This is a genomic window from Lysobacter sp. P5_B9 (assembly GCF_054049835.1).
The window spans coordinates 579,516-602,463 of record NZ_JBFULP010000001.1 but is presented as its reverse complement, the minus strand read 5'-3'; the positions used below and the strand labels follow the sequence as shown (position 1 = coordinate 602,463).

General features: G+C 65.2%; 19 protein-coding genes and 1 tRNA gene. 2 read left to right on the top strand and 18 right to left on the bottom strand.

All coding sequences use genetic code 11. The annotated features are described in order from the left end of the window. Window positions 1-6 precede the first annotated feature (6 nt). The 10 genes from ACXJJ9_RS02780 to ACXJJ9_RS02735 all read right to left on the bottom strand — a co-directional run bounded on the left by ACXJJ9_RS02780 (window position 7) and on the right by ACXJJ9_RS02735 (window position 9,783). Window positions 7-534, bottom strand: a complete 528-nt coding sequence (locus ACXJJ9_RS02780; protein WP_457095734.1) for a YidH family protein — start codon at window positions 532-534, stop codon at window positions 7-9. Next, complete coding sequence (locus ACXJJ9_RS02775; RefSeq protein WP_457095733.1) at window positions 531-899, bottom strand: DUF1622 domain-containing protein; 369 nt, start codon at window positions 897-899, stop codon at window positions 531-533. The genes ACXJJ9_RS02780 and ACXJJ9_RS02775 overlap by 4 nt, the downstream gene beginning before the upstream one ends. Window positions 900-903: 4 nt before the next feature. Continuing rightward, window positions 904-1,878 carry a formylglycine-generating enzyme family protein gene (locus ACXJJ9_RS02770; protein WP_457095732.1) on the bottom strand — a complete coding sequence of 325 codons (975 nt, stop codon included), beginning with the start codon at window positions 1,876-1,878 and terminating at the stop codon, window positions 904-906. Continuing rightward, window positions 1,875-2,804, bottom strand: a complete 930-nt coding sequence (locus tag ACXJJ9_RS02765) for an HAD family hydrolase (protein ID WP_457095731.1) — start codon at window positions 2,802-2,804, stop codon at window positions 1,875-1,877. Before ACXJJ9_RS02765 ends, ACXJJ9_RS02770 begins: the two co-directional genes overlap by 4 nt. A gap of 180 nt (window positions 2,805-2,984) precedes the next feature. After that, a complete protein-coding gene (locus ACXJJ9_RS02760; protein ID WP_457095730.1) occupies window positions 2,985-3,773 on the bottom strand; it encodes a transporter in 789 nt (262 codons plus the stop codon). 54 nt (window positions 3,774-3,827) lie between these two features. Beyond that, window positions 3,828-4,778, bottom strand: a complete 951-nt coding sequence (locus tag ACXJJ9_RS02755) for a SphA family protein (RefSeq protein ID WP_457095729.1) — start codon at window positions 4,776-4,778, stop codon at window positions 3,828-3,830. Window positions 4,779-4,888: 110 nt separating this feature from the next. Then, on the bottom strand, window positions 4,889-6,475 hold the full coding sequence (locus ACXJJ9_RS02750) for an arylsulfatase (protein ID WP_457095728.1): 1,587 nt from the start codon (window positions 6,473-6,475) through the stop codon (window positions 4,889-4,891). 551 nt (window positions 6,476-7,026) lie between these two features. Continuing rightward, window positions 7,027-7,488 carry a response regulator gene (locus tag ACXJJ9_RS02745; RefSeq protein WP_457095727.1) on the bottom strand — a complete coding sequence of 154 codons (462 nt, stop codon included), beginning with the start codon at window positions 7,486-7,488 and terminating at the stop codon, window positions 7,027-7,029. Window positions 7,489-7,582: 94 nt separating this feature from the next. Then, a complete protein-coding gene (locus tag ACXJJ9_RS02740; protein ID WP_457095726.1) occupies window positions 7,583-8,218 on the bottom strand; it encodes a response regulator in 636 nt (211 codons plus the stop codon). Further along, window positions 8,194-9,783 carry an ATP-binding protein gene (locus tag ACXJJ9_RS02735; protein WP_457095725.1) on the bottom strand — a complete coding sequence of 530 codons (1,590 nt, stop codon included), beginning with the start codon at window positions 9,781-9,783 and terminating at the stop codon, window positions 8,194-8,196. Before ACXJJ9_RS02735 ends, ACXJJ9_RS02740 begins: the two co-directional genes overlap by 25 nt. 225 nt (window positions 9,784-10,008) lie before the next feature. Here ACXJJ9_RS02735 and ACXJJ9_RS02730 point away from each other — a divergent pair, with 225 nt between their 5' ends. Further along, window positions 10,009-10,926: a helix-turn-helix domain-containing protein gene (locus tag ACXJJ9_RS02730; protein WP_457095724.1), complete on the top strand. Its 918-nt coding sequence runs from the start codon at window positions 10,009-10,011 to the stop codon at window positions 10,924-10,926. 130 nt (window positions 10,927-11,056) lie between these two features. On the opposite strand, the gene ACXJJ9_RS02725 is transcribed toward ACXJJ9_RS02730, so the two are convergent. From ACXJJ9_RS02725 to ACXJJ9_RS02695, 7 genes are all read right to left on the bottom strand, one after another. Beyond that, the gene (locus tag ACXJJ9_RS02725; RefSeq protein WP_457095723.1) at window positions 11,057-12,661 is read right to left on the bottom strand and encodes a serine hydrolase; all 1,605 of its coding nucleotides are present in this window, start codon (window positions 12,659-12,661) and stop codon (window positions 11,057-11,059) included. Between the two features lie 2 nt (window positions 12,662-12,663). Beyond that, window positions 12,664-13,803 carry a YkvI family membrane protein gene (locus tag ACXJJ9_RS02720; RefSeq protein WP_457095722.1) on the bottom strand — a complete coding sequence of 380 codons (1,140 nt, stop codon included), beginning with the start codon at window positions 13,801-13,803 and terminating at the stop codon, window positions 12,664-12,666. A 16-nt stretch (window positions 13,804-13,819) separates the two neighbouring features. Next, on the bottom strand, window positions 13,820-14,836 hold the full coding sequence (locus tag ACXJJ9_RS02715; protein WP_457095721.1) for a DUF1611 domain-containing protein: 1,017 nt from the start codon (window positions 14,834-14,836) through the stop codon (window positions 13,820-13,822). A 67-nt stretch (window positions 14,837-14,903) separates the two neighbouring features. Then, entirely contained in the window at window positions 14,904-17,240 is a 2,337-nt protein-coding gene (locus ACXJJ9_RS02710) for a TonB-dependent receptor (protein WP_457095720.1), read from the bottom strand. Window positions 17,241-17,464: 224 nt separating this feature from the next. Then, window positions 17,465-18,793: a peptide MFS transporter gene (locus ACXJJ9_RS02705; protein ID WP_457095719.1), complete on the bottom strand. Its 1,329-nt coding sequence runs from the start codon at window positions 18,791-18,793 to the stop codon at window positions 17,465-17,467. Then, complete coding sequence (locus tag ACXJJ9_RS02700; RefSeq protein ID WP_457095718.1) at window positions 18,790-19,806, bottom strand: dipeptide epimerase; 1,017 nt, start codon at window positions 19,804-19,806, stop codon at window positions 18,790-18,792. The genes ACXJJ9_RS02705 and ACXJJ9_RS02700 overlap by 4 nt, the downstream gene beginning before the upstream one ends. A gap of 57 nt (window positions 19,807-19,863) precedes the next feature. Further along, the gene (locus ACXJJ9_RS02695) at window positions 19,864-21,885 is read right to left on the bottom strand and encodes a serine hydrolase domain-containing protein (RefSeq protein WP_457095717.1); all 2,022 of its coding nucleotides are present in this window, start codon (window positions 21,883-21,885) and stop codon (window positions 19,864-19,866) included. 212 nt (window positions 21,886-22,097) lie between these two features. Between ACXJJ9_RS02695 and ACXJJ9_RS02690 the strand changes: the two genes are divergently transcribed. Next, window positions 22,098-22,757 (top strand): helix-turn-helix domain-containing protein, encoded by a 660-nt coding sequence (locus ACXJJ9_RS02690; protein ID WP_457095716.1) that lies wholly within the window; start codon window positions 22,098-22,100, stop codon window positions 22,755-22,757. 116 nt (window positions 22,758-22,873) lie between these two features. On the opposite strand, the gene ACXJJ9_RS02685 is transcribed toward ACXJJ9_RS02690, so the two are convergent. Then, window positions 22,874-22,948 (bottom strand) — tRNA-Val (locus tag ACXJJ9_RS02685).

The window sequence follows — 22,948 nt, the reverse complement described above, 5'->3', positions numbered from 1 at the left end:
GAGGTGTCAGGTCTTGGCCGCGAACAGCCACAAGGCCGTGGTGGTTCCCAGCAGGATCAACAGGAACGTGAACGCCATGACGGCCTTGTCGCGCGGCACGAACTGCGCGCGCTTGATGTCCTGGTTGACGCGCCAGTAACGGTAAAGCGACCACAGGATCAACACCAGGCCAAGCACGACCATGCCCGAGCCCGCATTCTGCGCATCGCGCAACATCGGACCGGTCTGGTCGGAGGCCAGCGCATGGTTCTGCCGCAGGTAGATGCTGAAGCGGTTCAAGGTGATGCCGAAGCCGATCATCGATATGGCCGTGCGCAGGTACGACAGGTGCGTTCGTTCGTTGGAAAGGTGCGAGCGCAGGTCCGACAAGCCGGTCCGATGTTCCGACAGGTCAGTGCGGTGTTCCGACAACTGCGTCCTGTGGGTCGACAACAAGGTCGACGCGGTGCCGCTGTCCTTGCCTTCGATGGATTTGGCCACGTCGTCCGGCAATGGTTCGACCCGGCCCCTGCCGGTTTTCTTGTCAGTACTCATGGCGCCTCCGCCGGATGCTCGACCACGGCGCTTGTTTCCATCGCCGCCTCGAGGTCACGTTCCAGGAAATAGTTGAGGAAGGTACGGATCACCGCGATCGCGGCGAGCTGGCCGATGTCGTCCCAGCTGGGCGCGATTGCGGTGCGGACGATGTCCGCGGCGAGCATGAACTCGAGCCCGAGCACCAGCCAGCGCGCCAGGGTCAGCCACGCGGTGCGGCGCGCTCCCTGGGTGGCCGTGTGCCTGGCCATCGGCATGAGTATCTGGAACAGCGACTCGACACCGCCGAGTGCAATCATCAGCACCGACAGTGCTTCCAGCGCGAGCGCGACATAGCCGGCCAGTTCGCGGAAGTACGTTTCCATGGATTCACTCCGACGCTCCACTGCGAACGATGCAGCGGAAGCCCAGGTGCGAGGTCGACGTGTCTACCGGCTGCGCCATCCGTGCCGCCGGGCGGTAGCGGCGACAGTAGTTCGGCGCGCACAGGTGCGAGCCGCCCTTCATCACCTTGCGTGCGATGCGCAGTGGTTGCTGCGGGTCATGGCTACCTTCCTCCGTCGCACCGCGCGGGTTACTGGGAATGCAGCAGGCCTTGGCTTTTTCCTCGGGATGCCGGGGGCTGTAGAAGTCGCCGGTCCATTCCCAGACGTTGCCGATCATGTCGACCAGCCCATAGCAGTTGGGCGGGTATGCACCGACGGGCGAGGTGCCGACATGGCCGTCTTCGGTGAGGTTCCGCCACGGGAATTCGCCTTGCCAGGTGTTGGCCCGATGCACGCCTTCCGGCGCCAGTTCCGTGCCCCAGGCGTATTCGCTGTCGCCGCAATCGCCGCGCGCGGCGAACTCCCACTCCGCCTCCGTCGGCAAGGACTTGCCGGCCCAGCGCGCGTAGGCCTCGACGTCGGCGTAGGCGACGTGCACGACCGGGTGGTCGTCGCGGCCTTCCAGCGAGCTACCCGGGCCCTGCGGATGCCGCCAGTCGGCGCCGGGAACGAACTGCCACCACTGGTAATGGTCGCGCAGGTCGACGCGGTGCGGCGGCGGCACGAACACCACCGATGCGGCGCGCAGCATCTCCGGCAACGCGCCGGGGTACTGCGCCGGATCCGGCGGGATCTCACAGAACGTCACGTGGCCAGTGGCTTCGACGAAGCGCCGGAACTGCGCGTTGGTGACCGGTGCGACATCCATCCAGAAAGCATCGACGCGGACCCGGTGTGCCGGCGCTTCCTCCGGATAGTGGTGGTCCGAGCCCATGCGGTAGGTACCGCCCGGAATCCAGACCATCTCCGGATACGGGGCTTCCGCCGGCGCTACCGTGACTTCGACGCTGACATTCATGGCGAGACCTCGGCCGGATGGATGATCTTCCAGTCGCGCTTCATGTCCACGACGACCCAATGTTTCGCCTGCGCCTCGACCAGTGCCTTGTCGAGGCGGCCGACGTGGGAGTCGCGGTCGTAAGCCCACTCGCGGTCGGCATCGGTGTGGTGGACCAGGAGCGCGAAGCGCGGGCCGTCACCGGCCATCGTCCACTCGAGCATCTGCAGGTCGCCGTCGGAGTTGCCGAACGCGGCGATCGGGCGGCGGCCGATGTGGGTCTGGATGCCGACCGGCTTGCCCGCCCCGTCGTCGACCAGGTTGATCTCCGGCAGCTTCACCAGCACCGGCTTGCCATCGCGCAGTTCGAACTTCAGCTTGCCGCTGCTGCCGACGACCTGCTCGGGCGGAACCCCGTAGACACGCTCCGCCCACGGACGCATGAACTCGATACCGCCGCCGGAGACGATGAAGGTCTTGAAGCCGTTCGCACGCAGGTAGGCCAGCAGTTCGAGCATGGGTTGATAGACCATTTCGGTGTAGGGCCGGCCGGTCTTGGGATGCCTTGCGCTGGCGATCCAGTCGCCCGCGGTGTTGCTGAACTCCTCGGTGGTCATGCCGGTGTGCGTGGTGGCGATGAGGGTCATGAGCGACTTTTCACCACCGGCCATGAATGCCTCCATGTCGCCCGCGAGCAGGTGGTTGAACGGTTCCTGCTGCTTCCACTCCGGATGTTGCGGGGCGAGTGCCTTGACCCGGTCGAGCGCGAACTGGAGCTGGACGTACATCGGCTGCTCGGTCCACAGCGTGCCGTCGTTGTCGAACACGGCGATCCGCTCGGGCGGCGCCACGTAATCCGGTCCACCTTCCCGAGTCACCCTGGTGACGAAGTCGAAGATGGCCTGTTTGCTCGGGCCGTCATTCCAACTCGGAAGTACCGCGGTCATGGGGTTCTCCGTGGCTGGTTTCGTGGCCCGTGTGCCCTCTCCCGCCACGTCCGTGGCACCTTGCCGGGACGTGCAGGCGGCCACCGCGCCCAACATCAGCATCAGCAACAGGACGTAGCGGTGCGTGAAATGGCGTATGGACGGCAAGTGCATGGGGGGCAGTTCCATCGACAGGCATGCTCAATGGGGATAGAGCAGCGTGAGCGTGAAGCGCACGCCCCAATCCGGACCGTCGCCCGGGGTTTCGAAGTAGTAGCGCAGGCCACCCTGCAGGCTCAGGAGCTGGCTGCCGACCTTGGTTACCTTGGAGTAGCCGATATTCATCGGCACGTTCCAGGTATCGCCCTTCCAGTCGTAGCTCGATTCGAAGTTGAACGAGAGCGTGCGTCCACCCGGGAAACCCTTGGCCAGGAACGGCTGCAGGAACGTGCTGCTGACATCCGCGCGATCGCCCTCACCGGCCACCGACCAGATGTGGTTGACCAGCACGCCATACGTCCAGCCGGCCTTGGTCTGCTTCAGCACGAGCGCGCTGGGGCCAATGCCCCATTTTTCGGCGCCGAGCAGATCATCGGTAGCGGTCGGCAACAGGAACACCGGGCCCACGGCCCAGATCCAGCCGGCAGCGGTTGGTTTCTTCGGTGAGAAAAAGAAGGTCGGGGTGATGTCGCCGAGACCAAACTGGCTGCCGGAATTTGCGAGCACATCGTCCTGGTAGATCACCGGCGCGATCACGCGCGTGATCAGGTTCCAATCCTCCGAGATCGAAGTCGGAATGACCGGCTGGATGTTCAGGAAATGCCTGGTGCCGTCTTCGGAGCCGATGTTGAAGTCGACGTTGTACTGCAACGGCACGCTGATGAGCGAAGCGACCGGGTTGGACAGCTGCTTGGCCAGCTCGTCGGCATCCTGCGACCGGGCCACGGGCGCGGCCAGCACGAGTAGCGCGATCACAAAGATGCGCTTCATCGTCCGGCTCCTGTGCAGTCCTGATGGCTTGCGGCCATGCGGTCACCTCGCGGCTCAGAACTGGATGCTGGCCGACAGCAGGAAGGGATCGCCTGAGAAGCGGTTCTTGACATCGAACTCGTGCAGCCACCGCGCCGAGAACTCGACCTGCCCGCCTTCCCATTTCTTGGCAAAGGTCACGACGGGCCCGAGCGCGAGCGAATGGCCCTTGAAGCCGTCGAGACGGTCGGCGATCTCGGCATCGTCGTCTTGGAGCTGCTCGATCCAGCCCCCGGCCGCGCCAACACCCCACCCGTTCGAAAAGCGCTTGACCAGCAGGGAATCGAGGCGGAACACCGCGCCGTTCTGGTAATCGGTCGCATGGTTCTCGGTGTAGAAATCGACGGCTGCCAACGCACTGAATTCGAGCGAGCCTTTCTGGAACAGTTGCGTGTAACCCACTGTCGGCGAATAGGTCCAATTGTTGAGGCTGAGCTCGGCCAGTCGGCCTTCCTCGTAGGAGCCAGTCGGCGCAAAGATGTAGAGCGCGAGCGACAAGTGCTGGGTTGCGCTGAAATGGCGGCTGGCGATTACCGGCACGAACGCCATGTCGAACAAGCCGGTGTCGCTGTCGCTGACGCTGCCGCTGCCGCTGACCGAGCCGATCCGCAAATCGACCTCGGCGTCCATTTTCGCGAATGGCACGACGGCGACCGACGCGAAGTTCCAGCGGCCCTCTCCCGTATCCCAGACGTAGATCCCGGTGATGGAAAAGAGCTGGGCGGTTACTTCGAGGCCGAGCGCACTGCCGCCACCAGGGAGCGGCGACTCGCGTTGGCCGCTGACCGTTCCCGCGTAGTAGGCGTAGGACAGTCCCAGGCTCCAGCCTGGAGTCGGAGGCACCACGCCGGCGAACGAGGTTCCCTGTAGGCCGGTGATGGGGCGGCCCAAGGCACCTTCCGAGGCCAGGGCCGGGGTCACGGACAGCGCACAGAGCGCCAGGGTCACGAGTGCACGTTTCATCATGGTGGCGATCCTCGGTTGGCGACGACGGAAGCCGCCGCCGCGTGCGCCGTCATGCGTTACCGCTTTGCACCGTGGCGAAGCGCAACTCGCATCGCCACGGCGCTTTCCCATCACCCTCCCGCGGCGGCCTTGTGCATTTCGTCAACTGCGACGTCGACGGTGAAGCTCGCCGACTTCTGCCGGGGCGGGAAGGCCTTGAACGAGGACATGAAGTCGGCCGCGACCTTCTGCGCGGCCATCAACAAGTAGGCCTTGTTCATGTACCAGTCCCAGTAGGTGTTCGAGGTGATGTCCGCGCGTTCGTACGGATCCGTGCGGAGGTTGAAGAACTTCGGCGTGCGCAGCCGCACGAAGGGTTCGGCCCACACCTGCAGGGTGCCCGGGCAGCGCTGCTCCAGGAACACGATCTTCCAGTTATCGAAGCGCAACGCGACCATGTCGCCGTCGTCGCTGAAGTACATGAAGCCTTTGCGTGGGCTCTTGTCGACCTCGCCCGTCAGGTAGGGCAGCAGGCTGTAGCCGTCGATGTGCACCTTGAAGGTCTTGTCGCCGGCTTTGTGGCCTTTCTTGAGCTTCTCGACGATGTCGGGTTCGCCGGCGGCGGCGAGGAAAGTCGGCAGCCAGTCGTGGTGGTGCACGATCTCGTTCGACACCACGCCGGCCTCGATCCTGCCCGTCCAGCGGATGATCTCCGGGATGCGGAACGCGCCTTCCCAGTTGGTGTTCTTCTCGCTGCGGAACGGGGTCATGCCGCCGTCGGGCCAAGTGTTCATGTGCGGCCCGTTGTCGGTGCTGTAGATGACGATGGTGTCTTCGGCGAGGCCGAGTTCGTCGAGCGCGTCGATGATCGTGCCGACGTTCTTGTCATGGTCGATCATGGTGTCGTGGTACGGCGACTGCCAGCGGCCCGCCTGCCCCAGGCTTTCCGGCTTGGTGTGCGTGCGCAGGTGCATATGGGTGAAGTTGACCCAGCAGAAGAACGGCTTGCCCGCCTTGTGCTGGCGCTTGATGAAGTCCACCGCCGCGGCGGCGAAATCGTCGTCGCAGGTTTCCATGCGCTTGCGCGTCAGCGGTCCGGTGTCCTCGATCTTCTGCCTGCCGACCCGACCCCAGCGCGGCTCTTCGGTCGGGTCGTCCTTGTCGGTGGCGAAACTGCGCATGACCCCGCGCGGCCCGAAGCTCTTCTTGAACTCGGGGAAGTCCTTCACCGACGGATAGTCCGGATCCTCCGGGTCTTCCTCGGCATTGAGGTGGTAGAGGTTGCCGAAGAATTCGTCGAAGCCGTGCGCTGTCGGCAGGAACTTGTTGAGGTCGCCCAGGTGGTTCTTGCCGAACTGGCCGGTGGCGTAGCCCAACGGTTTCAACAGCTCGGCGATCGTCGGATCCTCCGCCGCCAGGCCGATCGGCGATCCCGGGATGCCGACCTTCGTCAGCCCGGTGCGATAGCCGCTCTGGCCGGTGATGAATGAGGCGCGGCCCGCGGTACAGGACTGCTCGCTGTAGGAGTCGGTGAAGCGCATGCCCTCGTTGGCGAGGCGGTCGATGTTGGGCGTGCGATAGCCCATCAGGCCGTCGCTGTAGCAACTCAGGTTGCTGATGCCGATGTCGTCGCCCCAGATCACCAGGATATTGGGCTGTTTGGAATTCGCGCCCCCCTGCTTGGCTGGGGCCTTCTTTGTTGCGGCTTGCGGGCTCATCTCGGACTCCTGTGCGGGGGGAAGCGGGAGGTGCGGATTCGCGGAATCTGGTGTTGCAGCGTTCGCCCCCCTTGCGTGAAGAAGGGAGAGACGGAAGGCGTGTACCTAGGCTACGGCGTGCACCATCGGCTGCCATCGACAAAAGCGCGTAGCTCGCTTCGGTAAAGCTACTTAGGCGTCAGGGCGCTGGTCAGGCGCAACCGCATTCCCCTTCCTCGGCTTTGAGGCTCGCAGTCTCAGCGATGAGACTTTTTGCCCTTGCGATGGAGCTCGGAGCCTTTCGACTGAGGCTCCTTTACTCACCGATGACCTCCCGGGCCATTCAGTCGAGACTTTTTGCCTCTCCGGTGAGGTCCCGAGCCTCTCGGTTGAGGCTTTTTGCCTCTCCGGTGAGGCTCGGAGCCTCTCGGTCGAGGCCTTTTGCCTCTCCGGTGAGGCTCGGAGCCTCTCGGTGGAGGTTTTTTGGCTCTCCGGTGAAGCTCAGGGCCCCTCGCTGCGTGCCAACCGGCATTGCGGCTCCGCCCGCCCGGAATCGGCATACCCACTCAGACCTAGTCGCCGAGCGCTTGATATTCGGCCATCCGAGCGCAGCTGCGCTTCAGTTCGTCGAGTACCTCCGCCGGCCCCAGTTCGGCCGACAGGAAAGTGCCGCCCTGCAGCGCCGTGCTGATCGCAGGCAACAGTTCTTCGCCGGCGGAACTCTTGAGCACATAGCCGCTGCATCCCGCCAGCATCGCTTCCCTCACCAGGTTGAGGTTGTTGTGGACCGTCAGCAGGATCACGCGGCTCCGCGGATTGGTCCGCAGGATCATCCTTGCTGCGTCGATGCCGTCCATTTTCGGCATCGAGATGTCGGTCACCACTACGTCGGGCGAGAACTTCCGCACGGCATCCACCAGGGCCTGCCCATCCGCGACGACCGCCCTTACCTCGAAATCGTGCGCGAGCAGCTGGCGCAGTTGATCAGCCACCGCGGGATGGTCTTCAGCCACTACCACGCTCCAACGACCCATTGGCCAGCCTGCCGCCGATTCCTGGACAGCTAGACCTTATGGCTCGCAGGGCCGCGGCGACACCGAAAAGTTGCGCAGCGCGGGGTAAGGAAATCTACGCAGGCTCGATGAGACCATTGCGCTCCGCGGCCCGGACCAGCTCGACTCCGTTGTGGACGCCGAAGGCCTGCATCATGGCGTACTTGTGCGTTTCGACCGTCCGCGTGGCGATCCCGAGTTCTGCCGCGATCTGCTTGGACCGGTAGCCCTTGGCCAGGCCGTTGAGCACGTCGAGCTGCCGGCGCGTCAGGCGCGTGCTCTTGATAAGGCGGTTGCTGAGCAGTCCATGCGAAAGCGATGTCGAGACATAGGTGGCACCCGAGGCAACCTCGCGTATCGCCCGCACCAGCTCCTCACCCGCCGCGTGCTTGGGCACGTAGCCGTTGGCACCGCAATGCAGTGCCTCTTCCACGAAACCGATGGCATCGTGCATGGTCAGGATCAGGAATGGCGTCATGTTGCCAACCGAGCGCAGGCTCCTGAGAGCCTCCAACCCGCTTACCCCCGGCATGCTGATGTCTGCAACGATGACGTCCGGGGACGATGCCTGCACGGCATCGAGCAGCTGTTGGCCTTCGCCGACGACTTCCACCGATCCGAAACATTCGAGCAGCAGGCGCTCCAGCCCCTCGGCCACGACGCGGTGGTCCTCGGCGAGCAATATCTTCAGCCTGCTGTATTCGTTTGGCATGGCAGCGGCACCTTTGCGAAAACAGTTGTCCCCTCACCGGGACTGGAAACAAGGCGGAAGGTACCGCCGACCAGCCGGACCCGTTCCTCCATGCTGATCAGGCCGAGGTGACGCTTGGCGGTAGGCGAATCGGGATCAAAGCCGCGCCCATCGTCGGCAATCGTCAATTCGGCCGAATCACCGCAGCGATGCAAGGTGAGTCGCATCGTCCGGTGGTTCGCGTACTTCGATGCGTTGTGCAGTGCCTCCTGCGCCACCCGGTACAGGCACAAGCTGGCCTGTCCGGGGATCTGCAATGTTTCATCCATGTCCAGCTCAAGACTCCTGCCGTTCGTTGAATGCTGCTCCAGGCACAGGGACCTGAGCGCGCAGACCACTCCGGCATGCCGGATCACATCCGGGTGCAGGTCGTGGGAGAGGCGCCGCACATCGCCGGACAGGCATGCGAGCTGATCCTTGAGCTTGCCGACGCCGACGCGCATCTCTCCTTCGCTCATGCGCCTGAGAGCGCTGGTGGCGATGCAGAGTGACGCCAGCTTCTGGCTGATGTCGTCATGGAGCTCGCGTGATATCCGGGCACGCTCTGCTTCCTGCACGTCGATCAGTCGCCCCGCCAGGTCGAGTGCCTGTTCGTGCCCCGCCTCGCCTTCCCTCGACAGACGATTGCGCTCATCTGCGAAGGCGCCGATGACGTATGTAGCCGATACCACCAGCAGCAGCCAGACCTGAAGGCTGAAACTGCCTGCCAGCGAAGGCGCGACGGCGATGGGTGCGAAGAGACTGAAAGTTACGAGTGCGAGCGAGATGGCCAGGATGGACGCACAGGCTCCGCGCATGCCGAAACGGGCCGCCATCCAGAACAGGATGGCCATGGGCACGACGGAAACAGGCAGGCGTAATTCGTACCAGCGGGAGAGCATCGACCAGAGAAACGACGACAGCAGTGCGACTCCCAGCAAGGCCAATAGCCCCGCCAGCACTCCACTTCTTCCAAGCCGCCTTGGCGATGCATTCCCGGCCAGGACCATGATCGGCGGCGCCATCACCAGATATCCCAGTGCAATGGCGAAAGCCGCGACTATCCATGCCTCCGCAAAATCCTGGTAGCGCCCGTTCCAGCGAACCAGCGCCGCCGGCGTGGCGACGACCGTCGCGATGATCCATGCATGCCAGGCGAATCTCCGGAGGTCAACGAAGTCCCAGCCCGATGATTCCCTGGTGTGTGTCCTCCACTGGTTTGCAAAATGCGCGGTGAGCAGGCAGGCGGCCAGCATTACCAAGGCAGCGGCGGGCACATTCCAACCTTCCGGCAGTCCAACGCAGGCGGTAGCAATCGATGCCAAAACCAGGCATTGCCCTTGCATGGATTTGGGAAGCACGACCAGTGCGCCGAACACCAGGCCACCGGGCAGCCACAACAGCGCCACATCGGGCCCGTGCCACAAGGCGAGCGACGCATATTGTGCGAAGTAACAACCCGCTCCCAATAGCAGGAGCAGCGTCACATTCCAAAGCGAGGCGCCAGGGGAATGCGGCTGGGAATCCGCCTTCTCAAAATCGACCATGTGCCTGCTCATGGCGAAGCTTCGTCCTTGTACTTGATGGCGATGGCCGGCAGTGCCGACGCTGCTACCGTCAATAGAGCGCCTTGTGCGCCCCCGTCCTCCAGTGCGTTTGTGCGCGATGCGCACAGGCCTGGATTCTTCTTGTCGTCACGTATTCATTACATCCCGTTCACGCGCGGCGGTACAAAAAAACGGCATAAAGTCGCTTTGGAAGGGATAGGGACGGTGCCCGAACTTGTCTGCGCGACTTTCGACGAATTCGAAGCCCAGCTCATCGGTTTCGATGGTCGCTATCACCTGACCGGACCCGAACGCGGCGAATGGCGCTCGCAGGTGTTCCGTGTCGAACGCATCCTCGTGCAGCTCGTATCCGAAGGCGCCGCGTGCGCCTATGCGGGCGCGGTACTGCACGGATGGGCGACCTTGTTCGTGCCCCGCTCGCCGCCGCAGTGGTACCGGATGCTGGGTCGTCCGATGGATGACCGGAGCGTGATTCATTTCGCCCCCGGACAAGAGTTCCGGGCGGCGGTGAACAGCGCCAATCAATGGCTGTCGCTCTCCGCTCCGGCCGAGTTGTTGCAGTCCGGGATCGACAGTGTTCGAGTCAACAGGAGCCTCGATCTCGAGCCCGCGACGATTGCGTCCCTCATTGAACTGCTGGATCGGCTTGCCGCACTAGAGGCTGCAGGCACGCTTCCAACGCAACCGCTCTCCGGGATCCTGGAGGAGCAGTTGCTGGCTATCTGGCGGTACGCGCTGGGCCGCGGGGCGCTCTGTGTCTCCGGCAAGGGGCGGCCTGCGGTTTCCCGCGAGGTGGTCTTCAGCAAGGCGGTATCGCTGATGAATCGGCGCGCGAGCCGCGAGGTGCGAATCGACGATCTGTGCAGGGCCGCAGGCGTCTGCGAGCGCACCCTGCGCGCCGCCTTCAACGACCTGGTCGGCATAGGGCCGCATCAATATCTGCAGATCCACCGATTGCACAGGATTCGCAGGGCCCTGATTGCAGCCAACCCCATCAAACACTCGGTGGCGGGTATCGGCGCCCGGCATGGTTACTGGAACGGCAGCCGCCTCGCCCACGACTATCGCTCCCTCTTCGGTGAGCTTCCGTCGGAGACCTTGTTGCGTCGGATTCCGCAGTAGACGTAGCCACGGATTGGTCCGCACGGAAGCGATCAACGCGAATGCCGTGCATCGGCACATGCTCAGAGAGCAGAACGGCGCGATCCCGCGATCGCGACCGTTGCTCATTGCCCGTCAATGTGTGCCGCGTTCACCCCTTGGGCAGCGGCGTGAACAGCAGGTCCTGGAAGTCCCAGCTGAAGTCGGCGATAGGCGAGATCGCCTTCATCGTGATGCGCTCGACCTTGCCCTCCGGATCGAGGCCGAAGTTGACGTAGGCCTGTTCGTATTCCGGGTTGTCCCACACCGTGCGGAAGGTGTCGAAGCGTTCGTGCTCGAGGCGACCGGTCAAGCCCGGGGACTGCAGGAAGTTCACCCGCAGCACGCCCTTCTCGTTGGTGATCGCGATCGGGCCGTACCACGGATCGGCGTAGCGGCCGGCGTAATTCGCCAGCGGCAACGTGGGCTTGCCCTGCGCGGCTGGCGCGGACTTCGCGCTGGCGCCGAGCGCGGTGATGCCGCCCTGCATGCGCTGTTCCAGGAACGTGTCGAACGCGGCGACCCAGTCGGTATCCGGCGCGCCCAGGTAATGGTCGATCACCTCGAGCGCGATCCCGCGCATCACCTGCACGTCCTCGGAGTTCATCTGGAAGGCAACGCCGAAGTTGCGGTCCGGGAACAGCGCGATGTACGTGTACACACCGAAGATCGCGCCGCCATGCTCGATCATCTTCTCGCCGCGGTAGTCGCGCACGCTCCAGCCCAGCGCGTAAGACGAGAACTTCGGCGCGGCCTCGGCGAGCTTGCCCGGCCACTTGGGCGTCGGCGTGGGCACCACGGGCGTCCACATCTGCGCCGAGGATTCTTCGCTGAACACCTTTACCTGCTTGCCAGTCGATGCGTCTGTCCACGTGCCGTGGCCGAGCTGCACCTGCATCCAGTGGGCAAGGTCGTTCGCGCTGGACGACAGGCCGCCCGCGGGCGCGCCGTTGTCGCCGAGCGTCTTGCGTTCGTCGAGCACCTTCTGCTCGCCCATGCCGCGCACGCGGCCACCGGTGCGGGCGTGCGGCCACGCGCGGTTGGGGTTGGCGAAGCGCGCCGACTGCTCGGTCACCGAGCTCGTCATGCCCGCGGGCTTGAGCACGCGCTCGCGCACGAACTTCTCCCAGGTCTGGCCGGTCACTTCCTCGATCAGCTGGCCGGCGACCGAATACAGCACATTGTCGTATGCATAGCCGCTGCGGAAGCTGGTGGCCGGCTTGATGTAGCGCAGTGCGCGCACGGTGTCGGCGCGGCTGCGCGAGGAGGACGGCACGAACATCAGGTCGCCCGCGCCTAGGCCGAGGCCGCTGCGGTGCACGAGCAGGTCGCGCACCGTCATCTCGCTGGTTACCCACGGGTCGTACATGCGGAACCACGGGATGTGGTCGATGACCTTGTCGTCCCACTTGATCTTGCCGTCGTCGACGAGCACGGCGAGCGCGGCGGCGGTGATCGCCTTGCCGGTCGATCCGGTCGGGAAGATCGTGTCCGCGTCCACGCGCTCGGGCGATCCGAGCTTGCGCACGCCATAGCCTTTCGTCATCGCGACTTTGTCGTCCTCGACGATGGCGATTGCCAGGCCCGGAACGCCGTGCGCGCGCATTGCGGCATCCACGCGTGCATCCAGGTTCGCGGGCGGCGCCGCAAACGCGGCACCAGCCAACAGCGTCGAGGCCAGAAGTACGAAGCGCGGCGCAAAGCGGCGTCCGGTCATGTTCATTCTCCTTGCAAGGAATGGGATTGCGCGGCCAGGGTCGCTTGCGGCGAACGCCGCCACAGCCACCACACGCCGACCGTCAGCAACGGCAGCACGTAGACCACCAGGAAGAGGTAGGCCAGGCCGCGGTAGCCCTTGGCGATCAGCGCGACCAGGCCGAAGTGGTCGGCGATGAAGATCGAGCCGACCAGCAGCGTCGCGGCGATCGCGAACCGCCCGGCGCTCGACAGTTCGCGCGAACGGTGCGTGCGCCACGCGGCGGCGATGCGCTCGTTGGCGGCATGCACGGCGGCGGCGCCGCTCTCCAGCAGCGCACTGAAGATCATCGCCTGGAACAGCAGGTGGAAGACCGGCATGTCCAGCTTGCGCAGGATGTAGTCCGACGGCAGCGCCTCGTTACCGATCTGCGGATACCACGCGACCATGCAGATGAAGAACAGCAGGCCTGGCACCATCGCCAGCGGTCCGGCGAGCACGCCGGCCACCACCGCGTCGCGGCGCGAGGTGAAGTGCCGGGCCAGCGGCAGGATGATCACCGCACCGACGATGTTGTAGCCGGCATAGGTGAGGCCACCCGACAGCCAGCCATCGGTCGGCACCGGCGTCCGGAAGATCTCGGCGGCGCGGTCGCCGAAGCCGAGGAGCACGAACACCACGAACAGCACGTACACGCCGTAAAGGAAGAACGACACCCACTTGAACAACTGTTCCACCGCATGGTTGCCGTAGGCGGTGAACGCGCCGATGCCCAGCATCAGCAGCAGCGTGCCGACGAGCGTGGGCCAACCGAACATCGCCTGGCAGATCGCGCCCGCGGCCGCGCCGAACACGGCGAGGATCAGCACCATGAACACCAGGTACGCGAGTTCGAAGACCACCGCGAACGGCCCCAGCAGCGTGCCGAAGAAGCTGCGGTAGTCGAAGCACCGCGTCGCCTGGGCCAGCGCGAAGGTCAGCGCGCAGATCACGCTCCAGGACACCATCGCCACGAGGATCGCGAGGATGCCGCCCTGCGGGCCGCTGGGGATGAAGTACTCCGCCAGTTCGCGACCGGTGGCATAGCCGCCGCCGATCACCGCGGCCTTGAACGCCAGGCCCGGCAAGATCAGGCGCTGGAACCGGGTCGACGTCGTGCTCATGACATTCCCCGCCAGCTCATGCGAGGCATGCGTCGACCAGTCGGTCGAACGCAGCGCCGCCGCGCATCGGGTCGGCGACCGGAAGCCCGAGGCGCTCGCTTTCCGCGACGATCAGACGGTGCGCCGCGGCTCCGTCCAGCTTGGCGGTGTTGAGGCTGACACCGGCGCAGCGGATGTTGGGCCGCGTGCGCGAACCCAGGCGCAATGCCAGCTCGATGGTTTCCTCGATTCCGGGCACGGCGTAGCCGGGATGGCCGAGCACGCGTTCGCGTCCGGGCTCATGGCACACCACGATCACGTCGGGCTGGCTGCCGTGCAGCAGCGCCAGCGAGACGCCGGCATAGGCCGGATGGAACAACGACCCCTGCCCTTCGATGACGTCCCAGTGCTCGGCGTCCGCATCGGGCGTGAGCATTTCCGCGGCACCGGCGGCGAAATCGGCGACCACCGCATCCATCGGAATACCGCCGCCAGCAATGAGGATGCCGGTCTGACCGGTCGCGCGGAACGTCGCATCCTTGCCGCGCGCGGTGAACGCCCGGGTCAAGGCGAGCGCCGTGTACTTCTTGCCTAGCGCGCAGTCGGTGCCGAGCGTCAGCAGGCGCTTCCCCTGGCGCGGCCGACCCGATGCGACCGGGATCCCCGTGGGCGGTTGCCGCACATCGATCAGGCGGCGCCCGAGACGATCGGCGGCCTCGCGCAACACATCGAAGTCACGCAGCCGCGCGTGCATGCCGCTGATGATGTCCAGGCCGGCTTCCATCGCCTCGACCAGGGCCGCCAGCCACGACGGCGGAATGAAGCCGCCTGCGTTGGCCACGCCGATCACCAGGGCGCTGGCGCCAGCGGCGCGCGCCTCGGCCGGGGTCATGAATGGCAGGCCGGTGCTGACCGTGGCGCCGCAGGCGTACTCGCCCACGCAGCGTTCGCCGGCCCAGTCGCGCAGGCCGAACGCGGTCTTTGCATAGCCGGGCTCGGTGGTGTCACCGAGGAACAGGAGGTAAGGCTGGGGCAGCAGGACGTCGGGTTTCAAGCAATTTCACCGGAGAAGAACAGCAGCTTGGCCCGCGGGCGGCCGGCGGCCGCCCGCGGGAACACACTCAGAAGCGGTAGTCGACTTCGATGCCGAACGTGCGCGGCTGGATCGGCGCGGCGACGAGCTTGTTGACCTGCTTGGTCAGCGCATCGGTGATATCGCCGATGCTCTGGTAGCCGCGCTCGTCGGTGACGTTCTTGACGTAACCGCGCAGGGACCAGTTCTCATTGCTGAAATCGGCATTCAGATCCAGCGACCAGTAGTCCTCGACCCGCAGCGGCTCGGTCCGCGTCGACAGCAGCAGGGTCGTCCTCGCGGCGTTGAAGATGTTCTGGACTTCGGTCGTGCCGTTCTCACGCTCGTCGACGAAGCGCACGGCGCCACCGAAGTGCGCGTTCCAGCCGCCGGAGAGCGGCAGGGTGTAGTCGGCGGTACCGGCCCAGCTCCATTCCGGCACATACGGCAGCGAGTCGCCCTTCAGGCCGCTGGTCTGCTCCACCAGGAGCGCGCCCGACGGCACCGAGATCACCGGGAAGTTCTCGTCGAGCTGGGCATTGGTGTAGGCACCGTTGAAGCCCAGGTCGAGACGGTCGCTGGCATGCAGCAGCAAGGACCATTCGACGCCCGCGGTGCTGGCCTTGCCGGCGTTGACCAGGCCGGAGATGTTGTTGACGACCGACGCCACCTGGATGTCCGACCAGTCGATGTAGAAGCCGGTCAGGTCAAACACCACGTTGTCGAACAGCTGCGACTTCAGGCCGAGCTCATAGCTGGTCAGCGTCGACGAATCCACCTGCGAGGGCAGGCCCGGGACCAGCACGTTCGGACCGCCCGGCTGGTAGCCGGTCGCCACGCGCGCATAGAGCATCGCGTCTTCGCTGAGCTTGAGCTGCGGGCTCACGCTCCAGGTGAACACGTCTTCGGACGAGCTGTTGGACGCGCTGCCGATCGGCGCCAGGATGCCCTCGGTGACGGTCTGCGAGAACTCCTGGTCGTTCTCCGCATAGCGGATGCCGGCATCGATCTTGAAGACATCATTGAACCGGTAGGAACCGTTGGCGAAGACCGCCGTTTCCTTGTAGTCGCTCGGAATCAGGATCGATGCCAGGGTGAGGTTGCCGAACGGCGGCGGCAGCGGCGAGCCGTCGCGCTGGAACAGCTGGGCGAACTGGGCCTGGGTGGCGTCTTCCTTGGTGTAGAACACGCCGGCCATCCACTCGAACGGACCGTCGGCCTTGGACACCAGGCGGAATTCCTGGGTGAACTTGTCCATGTCCAGGTTGATGTCGAACTTGGCCGCGCCCGGCGCGGGCTGTCTGAGGAGCAGGTTGGCGACCTGGCCGAACTGCACGGTCGCGTCCTGGCGGAAGAGGCTGCTCGATTCGGAGTAGCCCGTGGCCGAAACGAAATCGGCCCAGCCCAGGTTCCAGTTCAAAGTCGCCGAGTAGTAGTCGACGTCCTTGGTGAACGGCTCGTCGACCCACACGCTGTTGGTGAGGTCGCCGAACTGCGGTTCCTGGCTCACCGGATCCAGCGCGACCTGTGCGTTGTTGTCGCTGTCGATGGTCTGGCGCATCGCGACCAGGTCCAGGCTGAAGCTGTCTTCCTGCCAGCGCAGCGCGGCGCGCGCGCTGGTCTGCTTGGCATCGTTGATGTCGTCGCGGCCGTCGACGCTGTTGTCGATGTAGCCCGGCAGTTCGTTGACGGCATAGCTCATCCGCAGGCCGACGCGGTCGGTGACCAGCGGAATGTTGGCGCCGAAGCGCGCATCCCAGCCCAGGTCGCCCGCCCCCTCGACGCTGGACAGGCCGCCGCCCACGCGGAACTCGGTGCTGGACAGATCCGGTGCGACGGTGACGTATTTGATCAGGCCGCCCATCGTGCTGGCGCCATACAGCGTGCCCTGCGGTCCGCGCAGCACTTCGATGCGCTGGATGTCGTAGGGCAGCAGGTCGAGTGCGAAGAAGTTGGCGGCCTGGTACACACCGCTCGAGCCCAGCGGGGTTTCGTCGAGGTAGGTGCCGACGGTGGCGCTGGACGACAAGGGCGACACACCGCGCAGCGACACCGTGGTCCGGCCCGGGCTGCCGTTGCTGTTGATGGCCAGGCCGGGCACCGAGGCCTGGAAGTCGCTGAGCTGGGTGGCGTGGGAATTCTCGATCTTCTCTTCGTTGATCACGCTGATCGACGAAGCCACTTCACGGATGTTCTCGACGCGCTTGTTGGCGGTGACCACGACCTCATCCAGCGTCACGGCATTCGGCGCAGCCGCATCCCCCGCCTCGGCCGGGGCCTGCTGCGCAAGCGTCGGCCCGGCCATGCCCAGCGCCAAGGTCAACGAGATCGCGGTGGTCAACGAACGGCGCATCGGTGCGCGTTCGCGCGTGTGGTGCTTGTGCATTCCCCTCTCCCCAAAGGTTCGCCGTTGGATCGGCGTGTGTCAGCCAAGAACATCACCGGGCAGGTGCGGGAGTTGCCTCCCATGGCGAGCCAGATGCGGTATCGGAATAACCGCGGCGGATCAGCGCCGCGGCCAGTGCATGAATCTCTATGAAGCCCTAGAACGCCGCCTTATCAGGCTTAGTAAATCCTTATCAGGATATAAACATCCTGTTTGGAAAATTGTCAATCAGTGTGTGGCCAGTTCAGCCTGCCGTTGGTCGGCGCCGCGACCGTTGGCCGCTTCGGCACGGGGGCCGGATCGAGCAGGCGCAGCAGGCAACCGGCGAGCACGGCGACACCCGCCATCACGCCGAAGAACGCCGCATGCCCCATCGCGCTCCACAAGGTGCCGAGCGCACCGGCCAGCAGGTTTCCGCCGAATGACGCGAAGTACCAGGCGGCGACCGTGGTCGCGGCATGCCCTGCCGGTGCCAGCCGGGCGAACAAGCCAAGGCCGATCGGCAGGATGAAAAGCTCGCCGACCGTGAACAGCAGGAAGAAACCCGCGAGCCAACTCCAGTGGGCATGCCCGGCCGCGCTCGCATCGACGCAGGCGAGCATCGCGAAGGCGGACGCGACGACGAACGCTCCCATCGCCATCTTCTTCGCCGGCGACGGTTCGCGGCCGCTGCTTGCCTGCTTCGTCCACCGCATGACGAGCAGTGGCGTGAGGAAGATCACCAGCAGCGGATTGAGCGCCTGGAACCACGTCATCGGAATCGTGAAGGCACCCGCAGCGCGATCCAGCCCGACGTCCGCCCACAGCGCGATCGTGTTGCCCGACTGTTCGTACGCGCCGCGGAACACCATGACGCACAGACCGATCCCGAGCAGCGCGAGGACGCGCCTGCGCATGGCATCGCGCGGCATGCGCTCGGATGGCGCGACGTCCTTCGGCTTCGGTCGTTCCGGCGGCAACCAGCGCGCACCGCACATGTAGATCAAAAGGCCCAGCAACATGCCGATGCCCGCCGCACCGAAGCCCCAGTGCCAGCCATACAGTTCGCCAAGCGTGCCGCACACCAGCGGCGCGAGCAGGCCGCCGACGTTGATGCCCACGTAATAGAAGTTGTACGCCGAACCGCGACGCGGATCGTCCTTGGCGTACAGGTCGTCGATCTGGCTCGGCAGGCTGGGCAGGAACAAACCGTTGCCCAACGCGATCGCCGCGAGCGCGAAATAGAGCAGCGCTTCGGACGCCATCAGGAAATGCCCGATGGACATGATCGCGGCGCCGATGATGACCGAGCGCCTGCGTCCGAGCCAGCGATCGGAGATGACGCCACCGACGATCGGCGTGAAGTAGAACGTCGCCACGTACACGCCGTAGACCAGCGACGCATGCTGCTGGCCGAACAACAACTGCTTCGTCATGTAATAGACGAGCAGCGTGCGCATCCCGTAATAGGAGAAGATCTCCCACATCTGCGTGAGGAACAGTATCGCCAGCCCCGGCGGCTGGTTGAACCAGTGCGAACGGGCGATGGCGCGCGGTGGCGAGAGCACGCTCACAGCACCGCGTCCGGGGCACCCCACACATTGTCCGGACAATCGACGTGACCGTCGGCGTAGACCACGCCGGGCGTGCGATCGCGCTCCAGGAACAGCGGGCCGTCGAGGTCGACGATGTCGCAGTGCTGGCCGAGGATGAAGGCCGGTGCCATCGCCAGGCTCGTGCCGACCATGTTGCCCACCATCACGCGCTTGCCCATTTCGCGCGCGCGCCTGGCCATCATCAAGCCTTCGGTGAGGCCACCGCACTTGTCGAGCTTGATGTTGATGACGTCGAACCGGTGCGCGCGTTCCTCGAGTTCGGCGAGGTCGAGGATGCTTTCGTCCGCGGCGATCGGCACTACGTGGTCGATGCCGTCGAGGTCCGCTTCGTGGTCGCGACGGCAGGGTTGTTCGAGCAGCGACACGCCCTCGTCGACCAGCACAGGCAACAGCTGCGACAAGGTCCTCGGCACGTAGCCCTGGTTGGCGTCCACCCCGATCCATGCCTCCGGACGCGCCTTGCGGACCGCACGGAGCCGGGCAATGTCGAGGTCGACTTCGCCGGTAAGCTTGAGCTTGATCGCGCGCGCATGCGTGTACGCCAGCGCGCGTGTCGCCATCTTGTCCGGATCGTCGGCACCGACAGTGAACGTCGTCAGCAGTGGCCTCGGTTCCGCGATGCCCGCGAGTTGCCAGGCAGGCACGCCGGCCAGGCGCGCTTCGAGCTCCCACAGCGCGCAGTCGACGGCATTGCGCGCGCCGCCGGACGGCAGCAGGCAGCGCAATTCCTCCCGCGTCATGCCGGCCTCGAGGCGATCGCGCTGCTTTTCCAGTGTGCGCGACATGTCCGACGGCTCGTCGTGCATGTAGTACACGCCAGCCGCTTCGCCGCGGCCGATGTAGTGGCCCTGGCGCAGGGTGACGACGGTGACGGGCGAGGCCTCGAAGACGTGGCCGGAAATGCGGAACGGGGCGGACAGGCGCAGCAGTTCGTTGCGCACCATGAGCGCAACGCGGTCGGTCTGGATCACGATGTTGTTTCCCGGAGATGTGCGCGGCGGCACGAGGGCCGCCGCGCATTGGACAGGTCAGTAGTTCGCGCTGAAGCCGAGCACGTGGCAGGCAACGCCGATCCACAGCAGCGCGAGGCAGGACACGGCGAGCACGATGCCCCACAGCTTCGCCCACAGCGAGCGCTTGCTGCCCAGCACCGTCCACGCGTTCCACAGCGCGATGGCGGCGCCGATCGGCAGGAGGATCGTCGTCAGGCTGCGCACCGCGATGACCATGGCGTCGGCCTTCGGCGACATCATCGCGAGGTCCGACATCATCGCGAAGATCATCGCGATCATCCCGCCCATCGACACGAGTACGGCAAGCGAGGCGATGCGGCTCCAGCGGTGCGCGCGCGCATCCTGGCCCGCCAGCGGATAACGCACGCCGTAGTGGCGGCGCACCAGCGCCGACACCGGCCAGGCGAGCACGGTCAGCAGCAGCACGGCGAGGCTGCCGAACAGCATCGGCAGGAACACGCCCGGGGTCTGCCACCACGCGGCGCGCTGGAACACCATGATCGCCGAGAACGGTTCGGCGCTGAAGCGCGTCACGTGGCCATCGATGACGTCGGCGGCAAGGCGGTCGCCGCTGTTGGTGTCCTGCCACACGAACGGGCTGATTTCGCGCCACTTCTTCGGCGCGCCGCTGTAACCGGCCAGCATGGGGACGCTGATCGTGCCGTCCTCGTTTGCGGTGACCTTGGTCTGGCCGAGCATGTACACGAGGTTCATGAAGTTGGAATCCGCGCGGCGGCTGCTGTTGTAGCTGCCTGCGATCAGCTGGGCGTGCTGCTTCGCGGTGGCGGCATCGACGCCGCCGTCCTTGCGTTCCGGACCGGGCAGGTAGCGGTTGACGAAGCCGGTGACCAGGCCGTCGCGGATCAGGCGTGCGCTGCCGTCCTTACCGGCGCTGTTGGTCGAGACGTAGATGCCGATGCCGTCGTCGAGGAACAACTGCAGGTCGCTATGGAACCACTGCGTGTCGCCGCCGTGCGCGATCGCGCGATGGCCGTTGGCCGTGGTTTCGTAGAAACCGAGCATCATCTTGTTGAGCGGGCCAACCGAGGCCTGCGCGGTGCCGTGCATCTCGCGCGCTGTCTCTTCGCGCAGGATGCGCTGGTCGCCGAACGCGCCGTTCTGCAGGTGCGCGATCATGAAGTTGGCCATGTCGGCGCCGGTCGACGCCAGGCTGCCCGCGGGCGCGAGGTTGATGTACTCGTACGGCTGCTCCTTGCCGTCGGAGGCCGTCTTGTAGCCCTTCGACGTCATCGCCAGCAGGTTCTTCTGGATCGGCTGGCTGAAGGTGGAGTGCTGCATGCCCAGCGGCGCGAAGATGTGCTGCGCAATGTACTGGTCGAACGGCTGGCCCGACACGCGCTGGACGATGTAGCCCGCGAGCGCCGTGGCGTAGTTGGAGTACGCGGGCGTGGTGCCCGGCGCGTACACGCGTTCGGGGATCCAGTGCTTGAGGGTCGCGTCGAGCGGCAAGATCTCCTTCTCGTCGTTGGCGATGAGGCCGCGGATCACCTCTTCCATGCCCGTGGTGTGGGTCATGATGTTGCGCAGGGTGACCGGCTTGCCCTGGTAGGGCGGGATCTTGAAGTCGATGTACTTGTTGACGTCCTCGTCGAGGTTCAACTTGCCCTGTTCGACCAGCTGCATCACGGCGGTCCAGGTGAACAGCTTGGACGTCGAGCCCGGGCGGAACAGCGTGCGAGCCGGATCGACCGGCGTGCGCTTGGCCAGATCGGAGAAGCCGTAACCCTTCTCCAGCAGGACCTTGCCGTCCTTCACCACGACGACGACCGAACCGGCGACGTCGGTCTGCTCCAGCGCGTACGGCATGAAGCCGTCCAGCCAGGCTTCGAGGTCCGGGGCGGTCAGGCGGTCGGTCGGGCCGGGCATGGCGTCTGCGGGCGGCGGCGCGGCGGATGTCGCGGGCGCCTGCATGACCGGCGGCACGTTGGTGGCCGGCTCCTGCGCGGCGGCGGTGGCAGCCACGAGTCCCAGCGCAAGCAGCGCGGTGAACAGCTGACCTCGTTTGAACAGTTGCATCTTTTCCCTCTCCCCTCGGCGATGGCGATGGTCATCCGGCGCTTGGCGCGCCATGACCGTAATAGAGAATAAAGATCCTGATCGGAAAATTGTCAACCCACTTTGGTCATGATGATCTAAAATTGCGACCAGGCTGTACCTTGAGACACCCCCAAGTTGGGGGGGGGAACCACCGGGAACCCGCCCCTCCCCTGCAGGAGCAACGAATCCGCATGACCCAGCAGCACCCCACCATCGGCAGCCTGTTGCGCGCGCTGCGCGCCCGCAACGACTGGACCCTCAAGGAAATGAGCACGCGTTGCGGCATTCCGCTGTCGACGCTGTCCAAGGTCGAGCACGACCGCCTCAGCCTCACCTACGACAAGCTGCTGCAGATCAGCCAGCGACTGAACATCCGCATGTCGGAACTCTTCGCCGAGGAGGACAGTTCACTCGAGCCGGCGGTGACGGCGCGCCGCAGCATTGGCCGCGTGGCGGATTCGATCCGGGTCACCACGCCCAACTACGACTACTTCTACCTGTGCCCGGAATTGCGCCGGAAGCGGATGATCCCGGTGGTGACGCGGGTGCGCGCCAAGAGCATCGAGGAATTCGGCGAACTCGTGCGCCATCCGGGTGAGGAATACATCCACGTGCTGGAGGGCCGTGCCGAAGTGCACACCGAGTTCTACGATCCGATCGTGCTCGAGGCCGGCGAGTCGGTATACATCGACTCCAACATGGGGCATGCGTACATCGCCGCCGAGGGCTGCGAAGAGGTCGTGCTGCTCGGGGTCTGCTCGAGTGCGGACGAACACCTGATGGAGTCGCTGCTCACGATTCATGGCGAGACTGGCAAGCCGGAAAAGGCGACCAACGCCGGCAGGAAATAGCAGTCGTTCCCGCCTGGCGGGCCGAAGCCGTCTTCCAGGCAACGAAAAAGGCCACCTGCAGGAGGTGGCCTTGGAAGTCTTCGATCCATCCGTCCAGCATTCATGCCGGATCAGGATGGTGGGCGGTACAGGGTTCGAACCTGTGACCCCTACCATGTCAAGGTAGTGCTCTACCGCTGAGCTAACCGCCC

What these genes read in the sequence shown, in the direction of transcription:
- ACXJJ9_RS02725 (WP_457095723.1), bottom strand. Translation starts at nt 12,661, where the DNA reads ATGACCGGACGCCGCTTTGCGCCGCGCTTCGTACTTCTGGCCTCGACG.
- ACXJJ9_RS02710 (WP_457095720.1), bottom strand. Translation starts at nt 17,240, where the DNA reads ATGCACAAGCACCACACGCGCGAACGCGCACCGATGCGCCGTTCGTTG.
- ACXJJ9_RS02770 (WP_457095732.1), bottom strand. Translation starts at nt 1,878, where the DNA reads ATGAATGTCAGCGTCGAAGTCACGGTAGCGCCGGCGGAAGCCCCGTAT.
- ACXJJ9_RS02740 (WP_457095726.1), bottom strand. Translation starts at nt 8,218, where the DNA reads ATGCCAAACGAATACAGCAGGCTGAAGATATTGCTCGCCGAGGACCAC.
- ACXJJ9_RS02745 (WP_457095727.1), bottom strand. Translation starts at nt 7,488, where the DNA reads ATGGGTCGTTGGAGCGTGGTAGTGGCTGAAGACCATCCCGCGGTGGCT.
- ACXJJ9_RS02760 (WP_457095730.1), bottom strand. Translation starts at nt 3,773, where the DNA reads ATGAAGCGCATCTTTGTGATCGCGCTACTCGTGCTGGCCGCGCCCGTG.
- ACXJJ9_RS02720 (WP_457095722.1), bottom strand. Translation starts at nt 13,803, where the DNA reads ATGAGCACGACGTCGACCCGGTTCCAGCGCCTGATCTTGCCGGGCCTG.
- ACXJJ9_RS02780 (WP_457095734.1), bottom strand. Translation starts at nt 534, where the DNA reads ATGAGTACTGACAAGAAAACCGGCAGGGGCCGGGTCGAACCATTGCCG.
- ACXJJ9_RS02695 (WP_457095717.1), bottom strand. Translation starts at nt 21,885, where the DNA reads ATGCAACTGTTCAAACGAGGTCAGCTGTTCACCGCGCTGCTTGCGCTG.
- ACXJJ9_RS02690 (WP_457095716.1), top strand. Translation starts at nt 22,098, where the DNA reads ATGACCCAGCAGCACCCCACCATCGGCAGCCTGTTGCGCGCGCTGCGC.
- ACXJJ9_RS02755 (WP_457095729.1), bottom strand. Translation starts at nt 4,778, where the DNA reads ATGATGAAACGTGCACTCGTGACCCTGGCGCTCTGTGCGCTGTCCGTG.
- ACXJJ9_RS02750 (WP_457095728.1), bottom strand. Translation starts at nt 6,475, where the DNA reads ATGAGCCCGCAAGCCGCAACAAAGAAGGCCCCAGCCAAGCAGGGGGGC.
- ACXJJ9_RS02735 (WP_457095725.1), bottom strand. Translation starts at nt 9,783, where the DNA reads ATGGTCGATTTTGAGAAGGCGGATTCCCAGCCGCATTCCCCTGGCGCC.
- ACXJJ9_RS02775 (WP_457095733.1), bottom strand. Translation starts at nt 899, where the DNA reads ATGGAAACGTACTTCCGCGAACTGGCCGGCTATGTCGCGCTCGCGCTG.
- ACXJJ9_RS02765 (WP_457095731.1), bottom strand. Translation starts at nt 2,804, where the DNA reads ATGACCGCGGTACTTCCGAGTTGGAATGACGGCCCGAGCAAACAGGCC.